The following is a 15,180-nucleotide window of genomic DNA, read 5'->3' as shown; positions in this document are numbered from 1 at the left end:
AACATGCCTCAATCAGGAGAAGGTGTGTTTCACGTGAAACACACCTGCTTGATCCAAGGGTGTGTTTCACGTGAAACCGATCGACCCGCGTCTGCTTCGTCACGCCCGCGCCACCCGCCTGTTCCTGATGGCGGTCGTCGGCCTGGGAGTCGTCGGGGCGGGGCTGATCATCGCCCAGGCCATGCTCATCGCCGAAGTAGTGGTGGGTGCTTTCCAGCACGGGCTGTCGACGGGCGAACTCCGCACGCCGCTGCTGCTGTTGGCAGGTGTCGCGGTCGGTCGCGCGCTCATCTCCTGGCTCACCGAACTCGCGGCGCACCGAGCCAGCGCGGCGGTCAAGTCGGAGCTGCGGGGACGGTTGCTGGAACGGGCCGGCGTGCTCGGACCGGAGTGGCTGAGCGGGCAGCGGACGGGTTCACTGATCGCGCTGGCCACCCGCGGCGTGGACGCCCTGGACGACTACTTCTCGCGCTACCTGCCACAGTTGGGGCTCGCGGTGGTCGTCCCGGTCGCCGTGCTCGCGCGGATCGTCACCGAGGACTGGGTGTCGGCGGCGATCATCGTCGGCACCCTGCCGCTCATCCCGGTCTTCATGATGCTCATCGGCTGGGTCACACAGTCCCAGATGGACCGGCAGTGGCAGCTGCTGTCCCGGCTCTCGGGGCACTTCCTGGACGTGGTCGCGGGGCTGCCCACGCTCAAGGTGTTCGGGCGGGCCAAGGCGCAGGCCGAGTCCATCCGACGTATCACCGGTGAGTACCGGCAGGCGACCATGCGGACCCTGCGGATCGCCTTCATCTCGTCCTTCGCCCTGGAGCTGCTCGCCACGATCTCGGTCGCCCTGGTCGCGGTCACCAACGGGATGCGACTCCTCCACGGTGAGATGGCCTTGTACGACGGGCTGGTCGTGCTGATCCTCGCGCCGGAGGCATATCTGCCGCTGCGCCAGGTCGGGACGCAGTACCACGCGGCGGCGGAGGGGCTGTCGGCCGCGGAGGAGATCTTCACGGTCCTGGAGACCCCCGTGCGCGAGCCCGGAGCCGGTGCCGTGCCCCCCTCCGGGGAGCTGCGCCTGGAGGGTGTGACGGTCCGGTACCCCGAGCGGTCGTCCGCCGCGGTGTCGGACGTGTCCTTCGAGGTCCGGCCCGGGGAGACGGTGGCCCTGGTCGGCCCCAGCGGCGTGGGCAAGACGACCGTGCTGAACGTGCTGCTGGGTTTCGCCCACCCCACCGCGGGGCGAGTCCGCGTCGGGGGTGCCGATCTGGCGGAAGCCGACCTGGAGAAATGGCGTTCGCGGATCGCCTGGGTGCCTCAGCGGCCCCATCTGTTCGCCGGCTCCGTCGCCGAGAACGTACGGCTGGCGCGGCCGGAGGCGGACGACTCGGCGGTGCGCCAGGCGTTGGCCGACGCGGGAGCCCTGGAGTTCGTGGACGCGCTGCCCGACGGGGCGCGCACGGTTCTCGGTGAGGACGGTGCCGGGCTCTCCGCGGGACAGCGCCAACGGCTCGCCCTGGCACGGGCGTTCCTCGCGGACCGGCCGGTGCTGCTGCTGGACGAACCGACGGCCTCGCTGGACGGGGCGACCGAAGCCGAGGTCGTCGAGGCGGTCCGGCGCCTGGCCGTCGGGCGGACCGTGCTCCTGGTCGTCCACCGGCCGGCTCTGCTGGGCGTGGCGGACCGGGTGGTGCGACTGGCACCGCAGGCCGCGGTGGACCACTCCACGCGGCTCGGCGGTACGGGAACCCCCCGCTCCGGCGCGGTGGCGGTCGTACCCGCGGCGGAGCGGGAAGAGGCGCCGGTACTCCACCAGGGGCGGGGCGGCGTGCTCGCGCGCGTGCGAGCCATGGCCGGGCCCCGCCGCGGACGCCTGGCGCTGGCGCTGCTCCTGGGCAGTCTCGCGCTCGGGAGTGCCGTCGGCCTGATGGCCACCTCGGGCTGGCTGATCTCCAGGGCCTCGCAGCAGCCGCCCGTGCTGTATCTGATGGTCGCGGTGACGGCCACGCGGGCGTTCGGGATCGGGCGGGCCGTCTTCCGGTACGCCGAGCGGCTGGTGTCGCACGACGCCGTGCTGCGGATGCTCGCCGACACCCGGGTCGCCGTGTACCGGCGCCTCGAACGGCTGGCGCCCGCCGGGCTGCGGACCGCCCGGCGCGGCGATCTGCTCTCGCGGCTCGTCACCGACGTCGATGCGCTGCAGGACTACTGGCTGCGCTGGCTGCTGCCCGCCACCGCGGCGGCCGTCGTGTCCGCAGGTTCGGTCGCCTTCACGGCCTGGCTGCTGCCCGAGGCCGGCGCCGCTCTCGCCGTCGGGCTGCTGGCCGCCGGGGTGGGCGTCCCGCTGGTGACCGGCGCCGTCGCCCGCCGAGCCGAGCGCCGGCTGGCACCGGCACGCGGCGCCCTGGCCACCCGGGTCGCCGACCTCCTCACGGGCACGGCCGAGTTGACGGTCGCGGGCGCGCTTCCCGCCCGTACCGCCGAGGCGCGGCGGGCCGACGCGGCCCTGACCCGCATCACCTCGCGCACCGCCACCGCCACCGCGCTCGGAGACGGACTCACCGCTCTGATCTCCGGACTCACCGTCACGGCCGCCGCGTTCCTCGGTGCCCAGGCGGTCGTCGACGGGCGCCTCAGCGGCGTGGCGACGGCCGTCGTCGTCCTCACCCCGCTGGCCGCCTTCGAGGCCGTGCTGGGACTGCCGCTCGCGGCCCAGTACCGGCAGCGGGTGCGCAAGAGCGCGGAGCGCGTGTACGAGGTCCTGGACGCGCCCGATCCCGTACGGGAGCCGGAGCGGCCGGCGAAGGCGCCCGGCTCGCCGTTCCCGGTCGTGGTGACCGGCCTGACCGCCCGGTACGAGGGACAGGAGCGGGACGCGGTCGCCGGGGTGGACCTGGTGCTCGAACGAGGGCGCAGGACCGCCGTCGTGGGACCGTCCGGATCCGGCAAGACGACGCTGGCGCAGGTGCTGCTGCGCTTCCTGGACCCACGCGGGGGGACGTACACGCTGGGAGGCGTGGACGCGTACGGCATGGACGGTGACGACGTGCGGCGCCTGGTCGGGCTCTGCGCTCAGGACGCGCACCTGTTCGACAGCTCGGTGCGCGAGAACCTGGTGCTCGCCCGGAAGGACGCGACCGACTCCGATCTGCGGGACGTGCTGCGACGGGTGCGGCTGCTCGACTGGGCCGACGGACTGCCCGACGGGCTCGACACGCTGATCGGGGAGCACGGCGCGCGGCTGTCCGGGGGACAGCGGCAGCGGCTGGCGCTGGCCCGGGCCCTGCTCGCGGACTTTCCCGTGCTCGTTCTCGACGAGCCCGCGGAGCACCTCGACCTGGCCACCGCCGACGCCCTCACCGCCGACCTGCTGGCCGCGACCGAAGGGCGGACGACCTTGCTGATCACTCATCGGCTGGCCGGACTGGCAGCGGTGGACGAGGTCATCGTCCTGGCCGAGGGACAGGTGGCCCAGCGGGGACCCTTCGGCGAGCTGGTGCGTACGGAGGGGCCGTTGCGGGAGATGGCCGAGCGGGAGAGCCGGACGGAGATGCTGGCTCTCACGCGCTGAGGGCTCCATCGGCGAGGCTCGACTTTCCCTGACAAATGGGACTAACTAGGCTCGGTGCATGTCAGTCGAGCCGGACCCCGGTGCCGCCCCGAACCCGGACGACGTACCGCGGTTGCTGGAGGCGCTGCGGGCGGTCGGCAGCGGCCTGCGGTTGCGGTCCACGCTGGAACGGATCTGCGAGACCGCGGCCGAACTGGCGGACGCCCGGTATGCGGCGGTCGGACTGTCGGCGGAGTGCGGGGACAGCCTCGTCGAGCGCGTGAGCGAGGACCCCGAGGGGGAGGCGGTCCGGTGGATCGGGCGGCTGCCCGCCGGGCACGAGGGACCCCGCCGGCGGCCGGCGGCCGGATTCCTGCGGGTGCCCATCCGCGTGCGGGGGGAGAACCTCGGCACGCTCTACCTCGCCGAGAAGCGCGACGGGGGACCGTTCGGCGGGCACGACCTCGACATGGTGCGCGTACTGGCGCGCGAGGCGGGCATCGCCCTGGGGAACGCGCGGCTCTACGAGGCCGCCAGACGACGTGAGCGCTGGATCGACGGATCGGTGGCCGTCACGACCGCGCTGCTCTCCGGAGGGGATGCCGACGAAGCCCTCCAGGTGGTCGCGGAGCAGGCTCGCCGGCTCTCGGACTCGATGGCGGGACTCGTGCTGCTGCCGGCGGCCGAGGGCGGGCTGGAGATCGTCGCCGTCGCCTCCGAGGGCCCGTCGAGGGCGCTCGGGCTGGTCGTGCCCCCGGAGAACGCGGTGGCGGGCGAGATCCTCGCGGGCAACGGCGTGTTCATCGAGGACGCGGCCTCCGACCCGCGGATGTCCGCCGACCTCGCCCGCGGCTACGGACCGACGATGCTCCTCCCCCTGCAGAGCGGCGGGCGGGTCCTGGGGACCCTCGTCATGGCGCGGGCGGGGGGTGGGCGTCCGTTCACCGGGGTCGAACGCACCCTGGCGACGCAGTTCGCCTCGCAGGCGGCGCTCGCGCTGATGATGGCCGAGGCCCAGCGGGACCGGGAGCGGCTCGCGGTTTTCGAGGACCGCGACCGGATCGCCCGTGACCTGCACGATCTCGTCATCCAACGGCTGTTCGCCACCGGGATGCTGCTGGAGAGCGCACAGCGCCGGTCCGTTCTGCCCGAGGTGCGGCAGGGCGTCGGCAAGGCGGTCGACGCACTCGACGTCACCATCCAGGAGATCCGTACGGCCATCTTCGCGCTGCAGCAGGGACCGGCCGAGTTTCCGACGGGGCTGCGGACGCGCGTACTGCGCGAGATCACCATGGCCGCCGTACCGCTCGGATTCAAGCCGTCCCACCGGTTCGTCGGACCGGTCGACACGGTGGTCGGCGAACTCACGGCCAAGAACCTCATCGCGGCCCTCCGCGAAGCCCTGTCCAACGCCTTCCGGCACGCGGGGGCGTCCCGCATCGACGTCACCGTGGACGCGACGGTACGGCTGCCGGACGAGCGGCCGGGCGTACGGCTGACGGTCGCGGACGACGGCGTCGGCATCCCGGAAGGGGGCCGGCGCAGCGGGCTGAAGAACCTGAAGCGGCGGGCGGAGTCGCTCGGCGGGGACAGTTGGTACGGGCCGGGGGCCGGACCGGACGGTGGCGGTACGTCGGTGGTCTGGGAAGCACCGTACTGAACCCGTCGAACTGGTTGCGGAGAGACCCCGTTCGGCCCAGCGCAGTGCTCCATCCGTGCCGCCCGCTCCCCCAGGTGTACGACGTGAACAGGACCCGGGCGGTCCGTGCGCGGCACGATCCATGGATGCGCTCACGTCGTCGTCGCCCCCTGCTCGTCCCGGTGCTGTCGTGCGCGGCGGCCCTCCTGGTGGCGAGCCCCACAGTGGCAGGGGCGGACGACGACAGGTCGGGGGACATGGGCGCCGAGGTCGTGCGGCTGTACGAGGAGGCGTCACAGGCGACACAGCGGTACGAGGAAGGGCGTCGCAAGGCCGAGACGCAGCGCGATCGGGCGCGGCGTCTGGAGCGGCTTCTCGCACGGGAGCGGCAGGACATCGCGGTGCTGCGCGAGGACCTCGGCCGTATCGCGCGTGCCCAGTACCGCAACGGCGGCGGGCTCCCGCACGCCGCCCGGTTGCTGCTCGCGGACAACCCCGAGGAGCTGATGCGCGGTCAGCGGATCGTGCGGCAGGCTGATCTGGCGGTCGGCAACGCGGTCACCAGGAGCCGCCGGGCCGAGTCCCGGCTCGCCGCCGACGAGGCCGAGGCGGCGTCCGTGCGGCAGGCGCTGGAACGGCGCACCGACGAACTCGCCGAGATCAAGCGGGGGATCGCGCGGAAGCTGCAGGAGGCACAGGAGACGCTCCAGGGGGAGGCGGACGCCTCGGCCGCCGCCGGAGCGTGCCGGGGGTCCGCACGGCACGGCCGGCCGCGTATGACCTTCAGCCAGCCCTGGATCCCGCCGGTGGAGACGTACCAGCTCTCCGCGGGGTTCGGGGGCAGCGGTGAGCACTGGGCGAGCCGGCACACCGGGCAGGACTTCGCCGTGGACATCGGCACGCCGGTGCGTGCGGTGGGGAAGGGACGCGTGGTGAAGGTGTCGTGCGGCGGGCCGTTCGGCATGGAGGTGGTGGTGAAGCACGCGGGGGGTTACTACACGCAGTACGCCCACCTGGCCGGCGTCTCCGTGGACCAGGGGGAGCGGGTGTCCACCGGGCAGTGGGTCGGCCAGTCGGGCACGACCGGTAATTCCACCGGGCCGCATCTGCACTTCGAGGTGCGTCTGACCCCGCAGTGGGGCTCGGCGATCGATCCGCGGAGGTGGCTCGCGGAGCGGGGAGTGCGGCTGTAGCTCCTAGGGGGCGGCCCTTCGCTGCGGGTCGCGTTCCGCGAGTATCCGCTCGATCACGACGGCCACTCCGTCCTCGGTGTTGGCGGCCGTGCGCCCGGAGGCCGCGGCGATCACGGCGGGGTGCGCGTTGCCCATGGCGTACGACGTGCCCGCCCAGGTCAGCATCTCCACGTCGTTCGGCATGTCACCGAAGGCGACGACCTCCTCGTTCGAGATGCCGCGCTCGGCGCAGCACAGCGCGAGGGTGCTGGCCTTCGAGACGCCGGGCCCGCTGATCTCCAGCAGTGCGCTGGGGCTCGACCGGGTCACGTCGGCCCGGTCGCCGATGGCCAGCCGCGCGGTCATGAGGAAGTCGTCCGGGGCGATCTCGTGGTGGTGGGCGAGGATCTTGAGCACCGGTTCGTCGGCACCCGGGGCGTCCGGCGCCAGGAGCTTCTCGGCGGGCGCGAGGCTGTCGGGAGCCTCCAGGTGAAGCTTCGGATACGCCGGCTCCTGGTAGAAGCCGTACGTCCGCTCGATGGCGAACAGGGTCCCCGGAGCTGCGTCCCGCAGCCGCCGTACGGCGTCGAGCGCGTTCTCCCGCGCCAGTTCCCGGATCTTGACGAAGCGGTGGGCGCCGGGGCCGCCGTGCAGGTCGACCACGGCGGCGCCGTTGCCGCAGATGGCGAGGCCGTGACCGTGGACGTGCTCACTGACGACGTCCATCCACCGGGCCGGCCGGCCGGTCACGAAGAAGACCTCGATGCCGGCTGCCTCGGCGGCGGCCAGGGCGGCCACCGTGCGCGGTGAGACGGCTTTGTCGTCGCCCAGCAGGGTGCCGTCGAGATCCGTGGCGATCAGGCGGGGCGGGAGGGGGGAGGCCGGGATCCCGGGCCGTCGGGTCGCTGAGGTCACTTCACCATTGTCGCGCATATGCGCGCACGGGCGTGCGGCGGTCCGCACAGGTGAGTGACGTACGTCTTCACCTGGCCTTATGCCTTGTGCCAGACCCACGGCACGCGTCTTCCGAGGGCGCCGGGAGTTGCGCGAGCACATCACGGGTGTCAGCCCAGTTGCGCGACCGCTTCTGTCGCGATGGTCTCGAAGACCTTCTCGTCCGCCGCGAAGTCCGAGCCCGGGATCGGCCAGTGGATCACGATGTCCGTGAAGCCCAGCGCCATGTGGCGGCCCGCGAAGTCGACGAACGCGTCGAGGGACTCCAGCGGACGGCCGCGGTCCGGTGTGAAACCGGTGAGCAGGACCTTGTCGAGTTCGCGCACATCGCGGCCGGCCGTCTCGCACGCGGCGGTCAGCTTCTCCACCTGGCCACGGAGGGCGTCCAGCGACTGCTCGGGCGTGCCCGCCTCGAAGAGCTTCGGATCGCCGGTGGTCACCCACGCCTGCCCGTGCGCGGCGGCGAGCCTCAGCCCGCGCGGTCCGGTGGCGGCCACCGCGAAGGGCAGCCGGGGGCGCTGGACGCAGCCGGGGATGTTGTATGCCTCACGCGCGGAATAGAACGTGCCGTCGTACGACACGGTGTCCTCGGTGAGCAGCCGGTCGAGCAGCGGTACGAACTCACCGAACCGGTCGGCCCGCTCGCGGGGTGTCCATGGTTCCTCGCCGGCGCGCAGCAGCGTCGTGGCGTCGAAGCCGGAGCCGCCCGCACCGATGCCCAGCGTGATCCGGCCGCCGGAGATGTCGTCGAGCGAGATCAGTTCCTTGGCGAGAGGCACGGGGTGCCGGAAGTTCGGGGAGGTCACCAGCGTGCCGAGGCGCAGACGGTCGGTGACGTCGGCCGCCGCGGTCAGCGTCGGTACGGCGCCGTACCAGGGTCCTTCGCGGAACGTCCGCCACGCCAGATGGTCGTACGTGAAAGCGGTGTGGAATCCGAGCTGCTCGGCGCGCTGCCAGGCGGACCGCCCTCCTTCGTGCCAGCGGAGGTACGGCAGGATCACGGTGCTCAGACGCAGACTCATGCCACAGAGCCTATGCGCCGGCGGGAAGCCCCCCGCCGGTCCGGTCGGGTCAGCGTGCGGCAGGGAACCGCACGTAGTGCGGGGGTACGGCGGCCGTGAGCCAGACGCCATTGGCGCTGACCCTGAAGACATGTCCGTCGCGGTGCATGGCGCCGGCGTCCACGCAGAGCACGACGGGACGGCCGCGGCGACCACCGACGCGGGTCGCCGTCTCCCGGTCGGCCGAGAGATGCACGTCGTGCCGGTTCATGGGGCGCAGGCCCTCGGCACGGATCGCGTCCAGGCTGCGGGCGACGGTGCCGTGGTAGAGCTGCGCGGGCGGGGTCGCCGCCGGCAGTCCCAGGTCGACGTCCACGGAGTGGCCCTGGCTGGCACGGATCCGGGTGCCCTCGATCGCGAAGCGCCGCTTGTCGTTGGTGGCGACCACATGATCGAGCTCGTCCCGAGTGAACCGGAAGCCATGCGCGGTGGCAGCGGCCATCAGTGTGGCGATCTCGACCCAGCCGCCCTCGTCGAGGGTGAGCCCGATCCTCTCGGGCTGATGCCGCAGATGCTTCGAGAGGTACTTCGACACCTTCACGGTGCGTCTGTCGTCCACAGCGCTGCCCCGCGAGTCACTCCCGGCCGCCGTCGCGTCATGTCCGGCCGTGTCACGTTCGAACGCGTCACGTGCTGCCGCGTCACGTCCGGTCGGGCCGCTTCCGGGGAGGTCACTTTCTTTCATCCCGGTAGGGTGCCTGGAGAGACGCTGATCACGCGAATGATTTCGGCGCAGAGGTTTGATCCACAACCAAATGCGTTATCCACAACCCCGGTTGAGGATTCTGTGGATAACTGGCCCCCACATCAGCGCAGTTCGTCAACATCGCCCGCATGCGCACCACTTGTGGAAAGCCGGTCCAACGCCCGCGCCCGTACCTCACGTTCGGCCGCCAGAGCGAAGAACTCGGCCGCGTGCTCCGCGCCGACCAGCCCTCGTACAGCGGCCATTGTCGACGCCGGGACCGTGACGGTACACGTCGTTTCCGTGTCCTGGCGGGGTCCCGCGGCGCCGAGACGACGACGCAGCTCGCGGTGGGCGAACAACCGCATGGCGCGCGCCAGTTCGGCGTCCACCGTCTGCCGGGCGAGCGGCCGCAGCCGTCGTACGAGCGCTGCCGCCTCGTCGGCGTCGGCGTCGGCCTGCGCGTGATCGCCGAGGCGGCGGGCGAAGACATGCTCGGTCGTGAACTCCAGGAAACGCGCCGCGATGTGCTCGACCTGTCCCCTCAACTCCCTGAGGTGGAGCGTGATCTCGGACAGCGGTACGCCCGCCGCGGACAACTCGGCCGCCACCGCCAGTTCTTGAGGGCTCGGGACGAGGAACGTGTCCTCCTCTCCCGGTATCCGCTCCAGCACTCCGAGCTCGACGGCTTCGGCCACGGCGGCCTCGTCCGGGGGGCCGCCGAACCGTTCGTCGAGTTCGGCCCGCGAGATACGGACCGCCTCCTCGTCCGTCCACGGCCCGTCGACCTCGGCGACCAGTCCGAGCACACCGCCCAGGCCCCGTCCCGCGTCCCATGCCTCCAGGAGCTCCTTGATGGACGCCAAGGTGTAGCCGCGGTCCAGCAGTTCGGCGATCTGCCGGAGCCGGGCCAGATGCGTGTCCGTATAGACGTTGGCGCGTCCGCGCCGTTCGGGGCGGGGCAGCAGGCCGCGGTCCTGATAGGCACGGATCGTCCGGACCGTGGCGCCGCTGCGGTGCGCCAGGTCCTCGATCCGGTACGAGGCGTCGGCCGACTCGTCGCTCACTGCTCCCGCCCCTCCGAGCCCCGGGGTGTGACGGCCGATCGTCGCGTCACAGCGGTGGCTCCATCCGGGAGATCGCGCGCAACGCCCCCGGAGTGAAGCGGGACATGAGGCGCCCGCCCCGCGCCTCCGCCGTCACCGGCACCACGGCCTGGTTGCGGACGACGGCCCGCAGAACGGCGGCGGCGACCTTCTCCGGCGGATAGTTGCGCAGCCCGTACAGTCGCGCGGACTTCTTCCTGCGCCGTTCTTCCTCTTCGGCGTCCACGCCCGTGAAGCGGGCGGTCGAGGTGATGGCGGTGTTGACGAATCCGGGGCAGATCGCCGAGACCCCGATGCCCTGCCCCGCCAACTCCGCGCGCAGGCACTCGCTCAGCATCAGTACCCCCGCCTTGGAGGTGCTGTACGCGGGCAGTGCCTTCGACGGCAGATAGGCGGCGGCCGACGCGGTGTTGACGATGTGGCCGCCCTGTCCGCGCTCGGCCATCTGCCTGCCGAAGAGCCGGCAACCGTGGATCACACCCCACAGGTTGACGTCAAGGACCTTCCGCCAGTCCTCCACGGTGGTGTCGAAGAAGGAACCGGACAGCCCGATCCCGGCGTTGTTCACCAGGACGTCGACCACCCCGTACTCGGCGGCGACCTTCGCGGCCAGTTCCTCCATGGCCTGCTCGTCCGAGACGTCGACCGTCTCGGCCCAGGCTTCCGGGGCGCCGACGCGCCGGGACGCCTCCGTGGTGCGCGCCGCGCTCGCCGCGTCCCGGTCGACGGCCACCACGCGCGCGCCGGCCTCGGCGAACGCCAGGGCGGTGGCCCGTCCGATGCCGTTGCCCGCTCCGGTGACCAGCACGAGCTGTCCGCCGAAGCGTTCGGAGTGCGGTCCGCGCACCGCCGGTGTGGGCCGGCCGCTCTCGGTGGTGGTCACGAACTCGCCGATCCAGGCGGCCAGCTGATCGGGCCGGGTCCGCGGAACCCAGTGCTTCGCCGGGAGCGTGCGGCGCACCAGCCGGGGCGCCCACCGCTCCAGCTCGTCATAGAGCCGCTCCGACAGGAACGCGTCCCCCAGCGGCGTGATGAGCTGCACGGGCGCGTGCGCGTACGCGTCGGTGCGCGGACTGCTCAGGCGCGGACGGACGTTGTCGCGGTACAGCCAGGCGCCGTGGGCCGCGTCCGTGGGCAGTGACGCGGTCGGATAGTCCCCGGTCGGGACCTTCTCGAACCGGCGGAGAATTCTGGGCCACTGCTTGCCGAGGGGGCCGCGCCAGGCGAGTTCGGGGAGCACGGGGGTGTGCAGGAGGTACACGTACCAGGACTTCGCGCCCTGGCCGAGCAGTTGGCCGACCCTGCGGGGCGTCGGGCGGGACATCCGCTTCTTGATCCAGTGCCCGAAGTGGTCGAGGGACGGACCGGACATCGACGTGAAGGAGGTGATCCGCCCCTTCGTGCGGGCGACCGTGGTGAACTCCCATGCCTGCACGGAACCCCAGTCGTGGCCCACCAGATGCACCGGGCGGTCCGGACTGACCGCGTCCACCACCGCCAGGAAGTCGTCCGTGAGCTTCTCCAGGGTGAACCCGCCGCGCAGGGGGTCGGGTGCGGTGGATCTGCCGTGACCGCGCACGTCGTACAGCACGACGTGGAAGTGCTCGGACAGGCGCCCGGCGACCTCGGACCACACCTCCTTGGAGTCCGGATAGCCGTGCACGAGCACCACCGTGGGCTGCGCGGGATCACCCGACTCGGCCACGCACAGCTCGACTCCGCCCGTACTCACCCAGCGCTCACGCGCACTGTGAAGGGTCACTCGTCCTCCGCCCATCGCCGCATGTGCGGCGGATCGTCGTCCGGCCGGGACGCACTCCGCCCGGAGCCGGTGAGGGCACCGCCGGGGTGCCACCGTCCGTTCCCGGCCGGCTGCGGTACGCGTCCGTAACGTGACACGGATGAATGTGACAGTTGTCTGCGGCTGCGTCAATGGCGGTCGTCCGGCCTGTGGAAAACCTCGTCGACGGGGACAATCCGGCCAGGCCGGACGGTCTGTCCGTGCCGGGGACAACCCCGGTTGTTCGACCTGAGGGGGACCCTTACGGGCCCGTACGACTGGAGAGTGACGGCGATACAGCTCCCAGGTCTGACGACTGATGTGGCCTGCGCCACTACCTTCGAACCGTGACTGTGATCGCGACCGAAAGCCTGAGCAAGCGGTTCCCGAGGGTGACCGCTCTTGACCGGCTCTCCGTGGACGTCGGACCCGGTGTGACCGGACTCGTCGGAGCCAACGGAGCCGGCAAGTCCACCTTGATCAAGATCCTGCTGGGTCTGTCCCCCGCCACCGAGGGCCGCGCCGCGGTGCTCGGACTCGATGTCGCCACCAAGGGCGGCGACATCCGGGAGCGCGTCGGATACATGCCCGAGCACGACTGCCTGCCGCCGGACGTCTCGGCCACCGAGTTCGTCGTCCACATGGCGCGCATGTCCGGCCTGCCCCCGGCGGCGGCCCGTGAGCGCACTGCGGACACGCTGCGCCACGTCGGCCTCTACGAGGAGCGGTACCGCCCCATCGGCGGCTACTCGACGGGCATGAAGCAGCGTGTGAAGCTCGCCCAGGCGCTGGTCCACGATCCGCAGCTGGTCTTCCTGGACGAACCGACGAACGGCCTCGACCCGGTCGGGCGCGACGAGATGCTCGGCCTGATCCGCCGCATCCACACCGACTTCGGAATCTCCGTCCTGGTCACCTCCCACCTGCTCGGCGAACTGGAGCGCACCTGCGACCACGTCGTCGTGATCGACGGCGGCAAGCTCCTGCGGTCCAGCTCCACCACGGACTTCACCCAGCGCACGGCGATCCTCGCGGTCGAGGTCACCGACACGGACGAGCATCCGGACGGCACCGGCGCACTGCGCGACCAGCTCCACGCGCGCGGGATGGAGACCCACGACGGCAGCGGTCTCCCGGGCGCGGGCCACATCCTGCTGCTCACCGCACAGGGCGAGGAGACGTACGACCTCGTACGGGACGTCGTCGCCGACCTCGGGCTCGGTCTGGTGCGCATGGAGCAGCGCAGGCACCACATCGCCGAGGTCTTCAAGGACAGCGACGAACAGGCCCTCAGGGGCGGCGACGAACAGCGCGGCGACGAACAGCGGAAGGAGGCGGTCGGCCATGGCGGTTGAGCAGCCCCAGGCACATGCCCCGGAGCAGATCCCGGCTCGCGCGGGCGAGCAGACCCGGATCCACAACATCGGCTACCGCAACTACGACGGCGCGCGCCTCGGACGCGCGTACGCCCGCCGCTCGCTCTACTCGCAGTCCCTGCGCGGCGCGTACGGCCTCGGCCGCTCAGTGAAGTCCAAGGTGCTGCCGATGCTGCTCTTCGTGGTGATGTGCGTCCCCGCGCTGATCATGGTCGCGGTCGCCGTCGCCACCAAGGCGAAGGACCTGCCCGTCGACTACACGCGCTACGCGATCATCATGCAGGCCGTCATCGGCCTGTACGTCGCCTCCCAGGGACCGCAGTCCGTCTCCCGCGACCTGCGGTTCAAGACCGTCCCGCTGTACTTCTCGCGCCCCATCGAGACCGCCGACTACGTACGCGCCAAGTACGCGGCCCTGGCCTCGGCGCTGTTCATGATCACCGCCGCGCCGCTGCTCGTGCTGTACGTGGGCGCGCTGCTGGCCAAACTCGACTTCACCGACCAGACCAAGGGCTTCGCACAAGGGCTCGTCTCCGTGGCACTGCTTTCCCTGCTCTTCGCCGGCATCGGCCTGGTCATCTCGGCGGTCACCCCGCGTCGCGGCTTCGGTATCGCCGCCGTCATCGCCGTGCTGACCATCTCCTACGGAGCGGTGTCCACCGTCCAGGCCATCGCCTACGACCAGTCCAGCACCGACGCGATCGCCTGGCTCGGGCTGTTCTCGCCGATCACGCTGATCGACGGGGTCCAGACCGCGTTCCTCGGCGCCTCGTCCGCCTTCCCCGGCGGCGCGGGTCCCTCCAGCGGCGAGGGTGTCGTCTATCTGCTCGTCGTCCTGGGGCTCGTCGCGGGCTGCTACGGACTCCTGATGCGCCGCTACCGAAAGGTCGGCCTGTGACCGCCCGCCCGTCGTCCGCCATCACCCTTCGAAGGAACGGGCCGCGCCCATGAGCACCCTCACCATCGACCACGTCTCACGCTGGTTCGGCAACGTGGTGGCCGTCAACGACATCACCATGACCATCGGCCCGGGCGTCACCGGCCTGCTCGGCCCGAACGGTGCCGGAAAGTCCACGCTCATCAACATGATGGGCGGCTTCCTGGCGCCCTCCACGGGCACCGTCACCCTCGACTCCAGGCCGACCTGGCGCAACGAGGAGATCTACAAACAGATCGGCATCGTGCCCGAGCGCGAGGCGATGTACGACTTCCTCACGGGCCGCGAGTTCGTCGTCGCCAACGCCGAGTTGCACGGTCTCGGCGACAAGGCCGCCCATCGGGCCCTCGCCACGGTCGAGATGGAGTACGCGCAGGACCGGAAGATCTCGACGTACTCCAAGGGCATGCGCCAGCGCGTGAAGATGGCCTCCGCGCTCGTCCACAACCCGTCGCTGCTGCTGCTCGACGAGCCGTTCAACGGCATGGACCCGCGCCAGCGCATGCAGTTGATGGAACTGCTGCGGCGCATGGGCGACGAGGGCCGCACGGTCCTCTTCTCCTCGCACATCCTCGAAGAGGTCGAGCAACTCGCCTCTCACATCGAGGTGATCGTCGCCGGACGGCACGCGGCGAGCGGCGACTTCCGCCGCATCCGCCGCCTGATGACCGACCGCCCGCACCGCTATCTCGTCCGCTCCAGCGACGACCGCGCGCTCGCGGCGGCGCTCATCGCCGACCCGTCGACGTCCGGCATCGAAGTGGACCTCCAGGAGGGCGCGCTGCGCATCCAGGCCGTCGACTTCCCCCGCTTCACGGCACTGCTGCCGAGGGTGGCCCGCGACCACGGCATCCGGCTGCTCACGGTCTCACCGTCGGACGAGTCCCTCGAGTCCGTCTTCTCGTATCTCGTCGCGGCGTAGGAGG

The 15,180-nt window shown here is 71.5% G+C and carries 11 protein-coding genes; 6 read left to right on the top strand and 5 right to left on the bottom strand.

Annotated elements, in window-relative coordinates; genetic code table 11:
* Nucleotides 1-70: 70 nt before the first annotated feature.
* The 3 genes from cydD (at nucleotide 71) to ACFYXC_RS16500 (ending at nucleotide 6,376) form a co-directional block, all read left to right on the top strand.
* Nucleotides 71-3,565 (top strand): thiol reductant ABC exporter subunit CydD, encoded by a 3,495-nt coding sequence (gene cydD / locus ACFYXC_RS16510; RefSeq protein WP_389551964.1) that lies wholly within the window; start codon nucleotides 71-73, stop codon nucleotides 3,563-3,565.
* 58 nt (nucleotides 3,566-3,623) lie between these two features.
* Nucleotides 3,624-5,204: a GAF domain-containing sensor histidine kinase gene (locus tag ACFYXC_RS16505; protein WP_389551962.1), complete on the top strand. Its 1,581-nt coding sequence runs from the start codon at nucleotides 3,624-3,626 to the stop codon at nucleotides 5,202-5,204.
* 125 nt (nucleotides 5,205-5,329) lie between these two features.
* Nucleotides 5,330-6,376, top strand: coding sequence for a murein hydrolase activator EnvC family protein (locus tag ACFYXC_RS16500; RefSeq protein WP_389551959.1), 1,047 nt, complete (start codon nucleotides 5,330-5,332; stop codon nucleotides 6,374-6,376).
* A 3-nt stretch (nucleotides 6,377-6,379) separates the two neighbouring features.
* Here ACFYXC_RS16500 and ACFYXC_RS16495 read toward each other — a convergent pair whose 3' ends face one another.
* From ACFYXC_RS16495 to ACFYXC_RS16475, 5 genes are all read right to left on the bottom strand, one after another.
* Nucleotides 6,380-7,288, bottom strand: coding sequence for an HAD-IIB family hydrolase (locus ACFYXC_RS16495; RefSeq protein WP_389551957.1), 909 nt, complete (start codon nucleotides 7,286-7,288; stop codon nucleotides 6,380-6,382).
* Nucleotides 7,289-7,419: 131 nt separating this feature from the next.
* Nucleotides 7,420-8,331 carry an LLM class flavin-dependent oxidoreductase gene (locus tag ACFYXC_RS16490; protein ID WP_389551954.1) on the bottom strand — a complete coding sequence of 304 codons (912 nt, stop codon included), beginning with the start codon at nucleotides 8,329-8,331 and terminating at the stop codon, nucleotides 7,420-7,422.
* 49 nt (nucleotides 8,332-8,380) lie between these two features.
* Entirely contained in the window at nucleotides 8,381-8,929 is a 549-nt protein-coding gene (locus tag ACFYXC_RS16485; protein ID WP_388923276.1) for an RNA 2'-phosphotransferase, read from the bottom strand.
* 248 nt (nucleotides 8,930-9,177) lie between these two features.
* The gene (locus tag ACFYXC_RS16480; RefSeq protein WP_389551951.1) at nucleotides 9,178-10,122 is read right to left on the bottom strand and encodes a MerR family transcriptional regulator; all 945 of its coding nucleotides are present in this window, start codon (nucleotides 10,120-10,122) and stop codon (nucleotides 9,178-9,180) included.
* 46 nt (nucleotides 10,123-10,168) lie between these two features.
* Nucleotides 10,169-11,938 (bottom strand): SDR family oxidoreductase, encoded by a 1,770-nt coding sequence (locus tag ACFYXC_RS16475; protein ID WP_389551948.1) that lies wholly within the window; start codon nucleotides 11,936-11,938, stop codon nucleotides 10,169-10,171.
* Between the two features lie 356 nt (nucleotides 11,939-12,294).
* On the opposite strand from ACFYXC_RS16475, the gene ACFYXC_RS16470 reads away from it, so the two are divergent.
* Genes ACFYXC_RS16470 through ACFYXC_RS16460 form a run of 3 tightly spaced genes read left to right on the top strand, consistent with a single transcriptional unit; the run spans nucleotide 12,295 to nucleotide 15,176 of the window.
* Entirely contained in the window at nucleotides 12,295-13,296 is a 1,002-nt protein-coding gene (locus tag ACFYXC_RS16470; protein WP_389552803.1) for an ABC transporter ATP-binding protein, read from the top strand.
* Nucleotides 13,286-14,215 (top strand): ABC transporter permease, encoded by a 930-nt coding sequence (locus ACFYXC_RS16465; RefSeq protein WP_388923079.1) that lies wholly within the window; start codon nucleotides 13,286-13,288, stop codon nucleotides 14,213-14,215. The genes ACFYXC_RS16470 and ACFYXC_RS16465 overlap by 11 nt, the downstream gene beginning before the upstream one ends.
* Nucleotides 14,216-14,264: 49 nt before the next feature.
* Nucleotides 14,265-15,176: an ABC transporter ATP-binding protein gene (locus ACFYXC_RS16460; RefSeq protein WP_389551945.1), complete on the top strand. Its 912-nt coding sequence runs from the start codon at nucleotides 14,265-14,267 to the stop codon at nucleotides 15,174-15,176.
* Nucleotides 15,177-15,180: the final 4 nt, after the last annotated feature.

It is taken from the genome of Streptomyces sp. NPDC002701 (genome assembly GCF_042889045.1).
In the GTDB taxonomy this organism is placed as follows: domain Bacteria; phylum Actinomycetota; class Actinomycetes; order Streptomycetales; family Streptomycetaceae; genus Streptomyces.
Note: the sequence above shows the minus strand (reverse complement) of the source record. Positions and strands in the feature narration are given on the sequence as shown.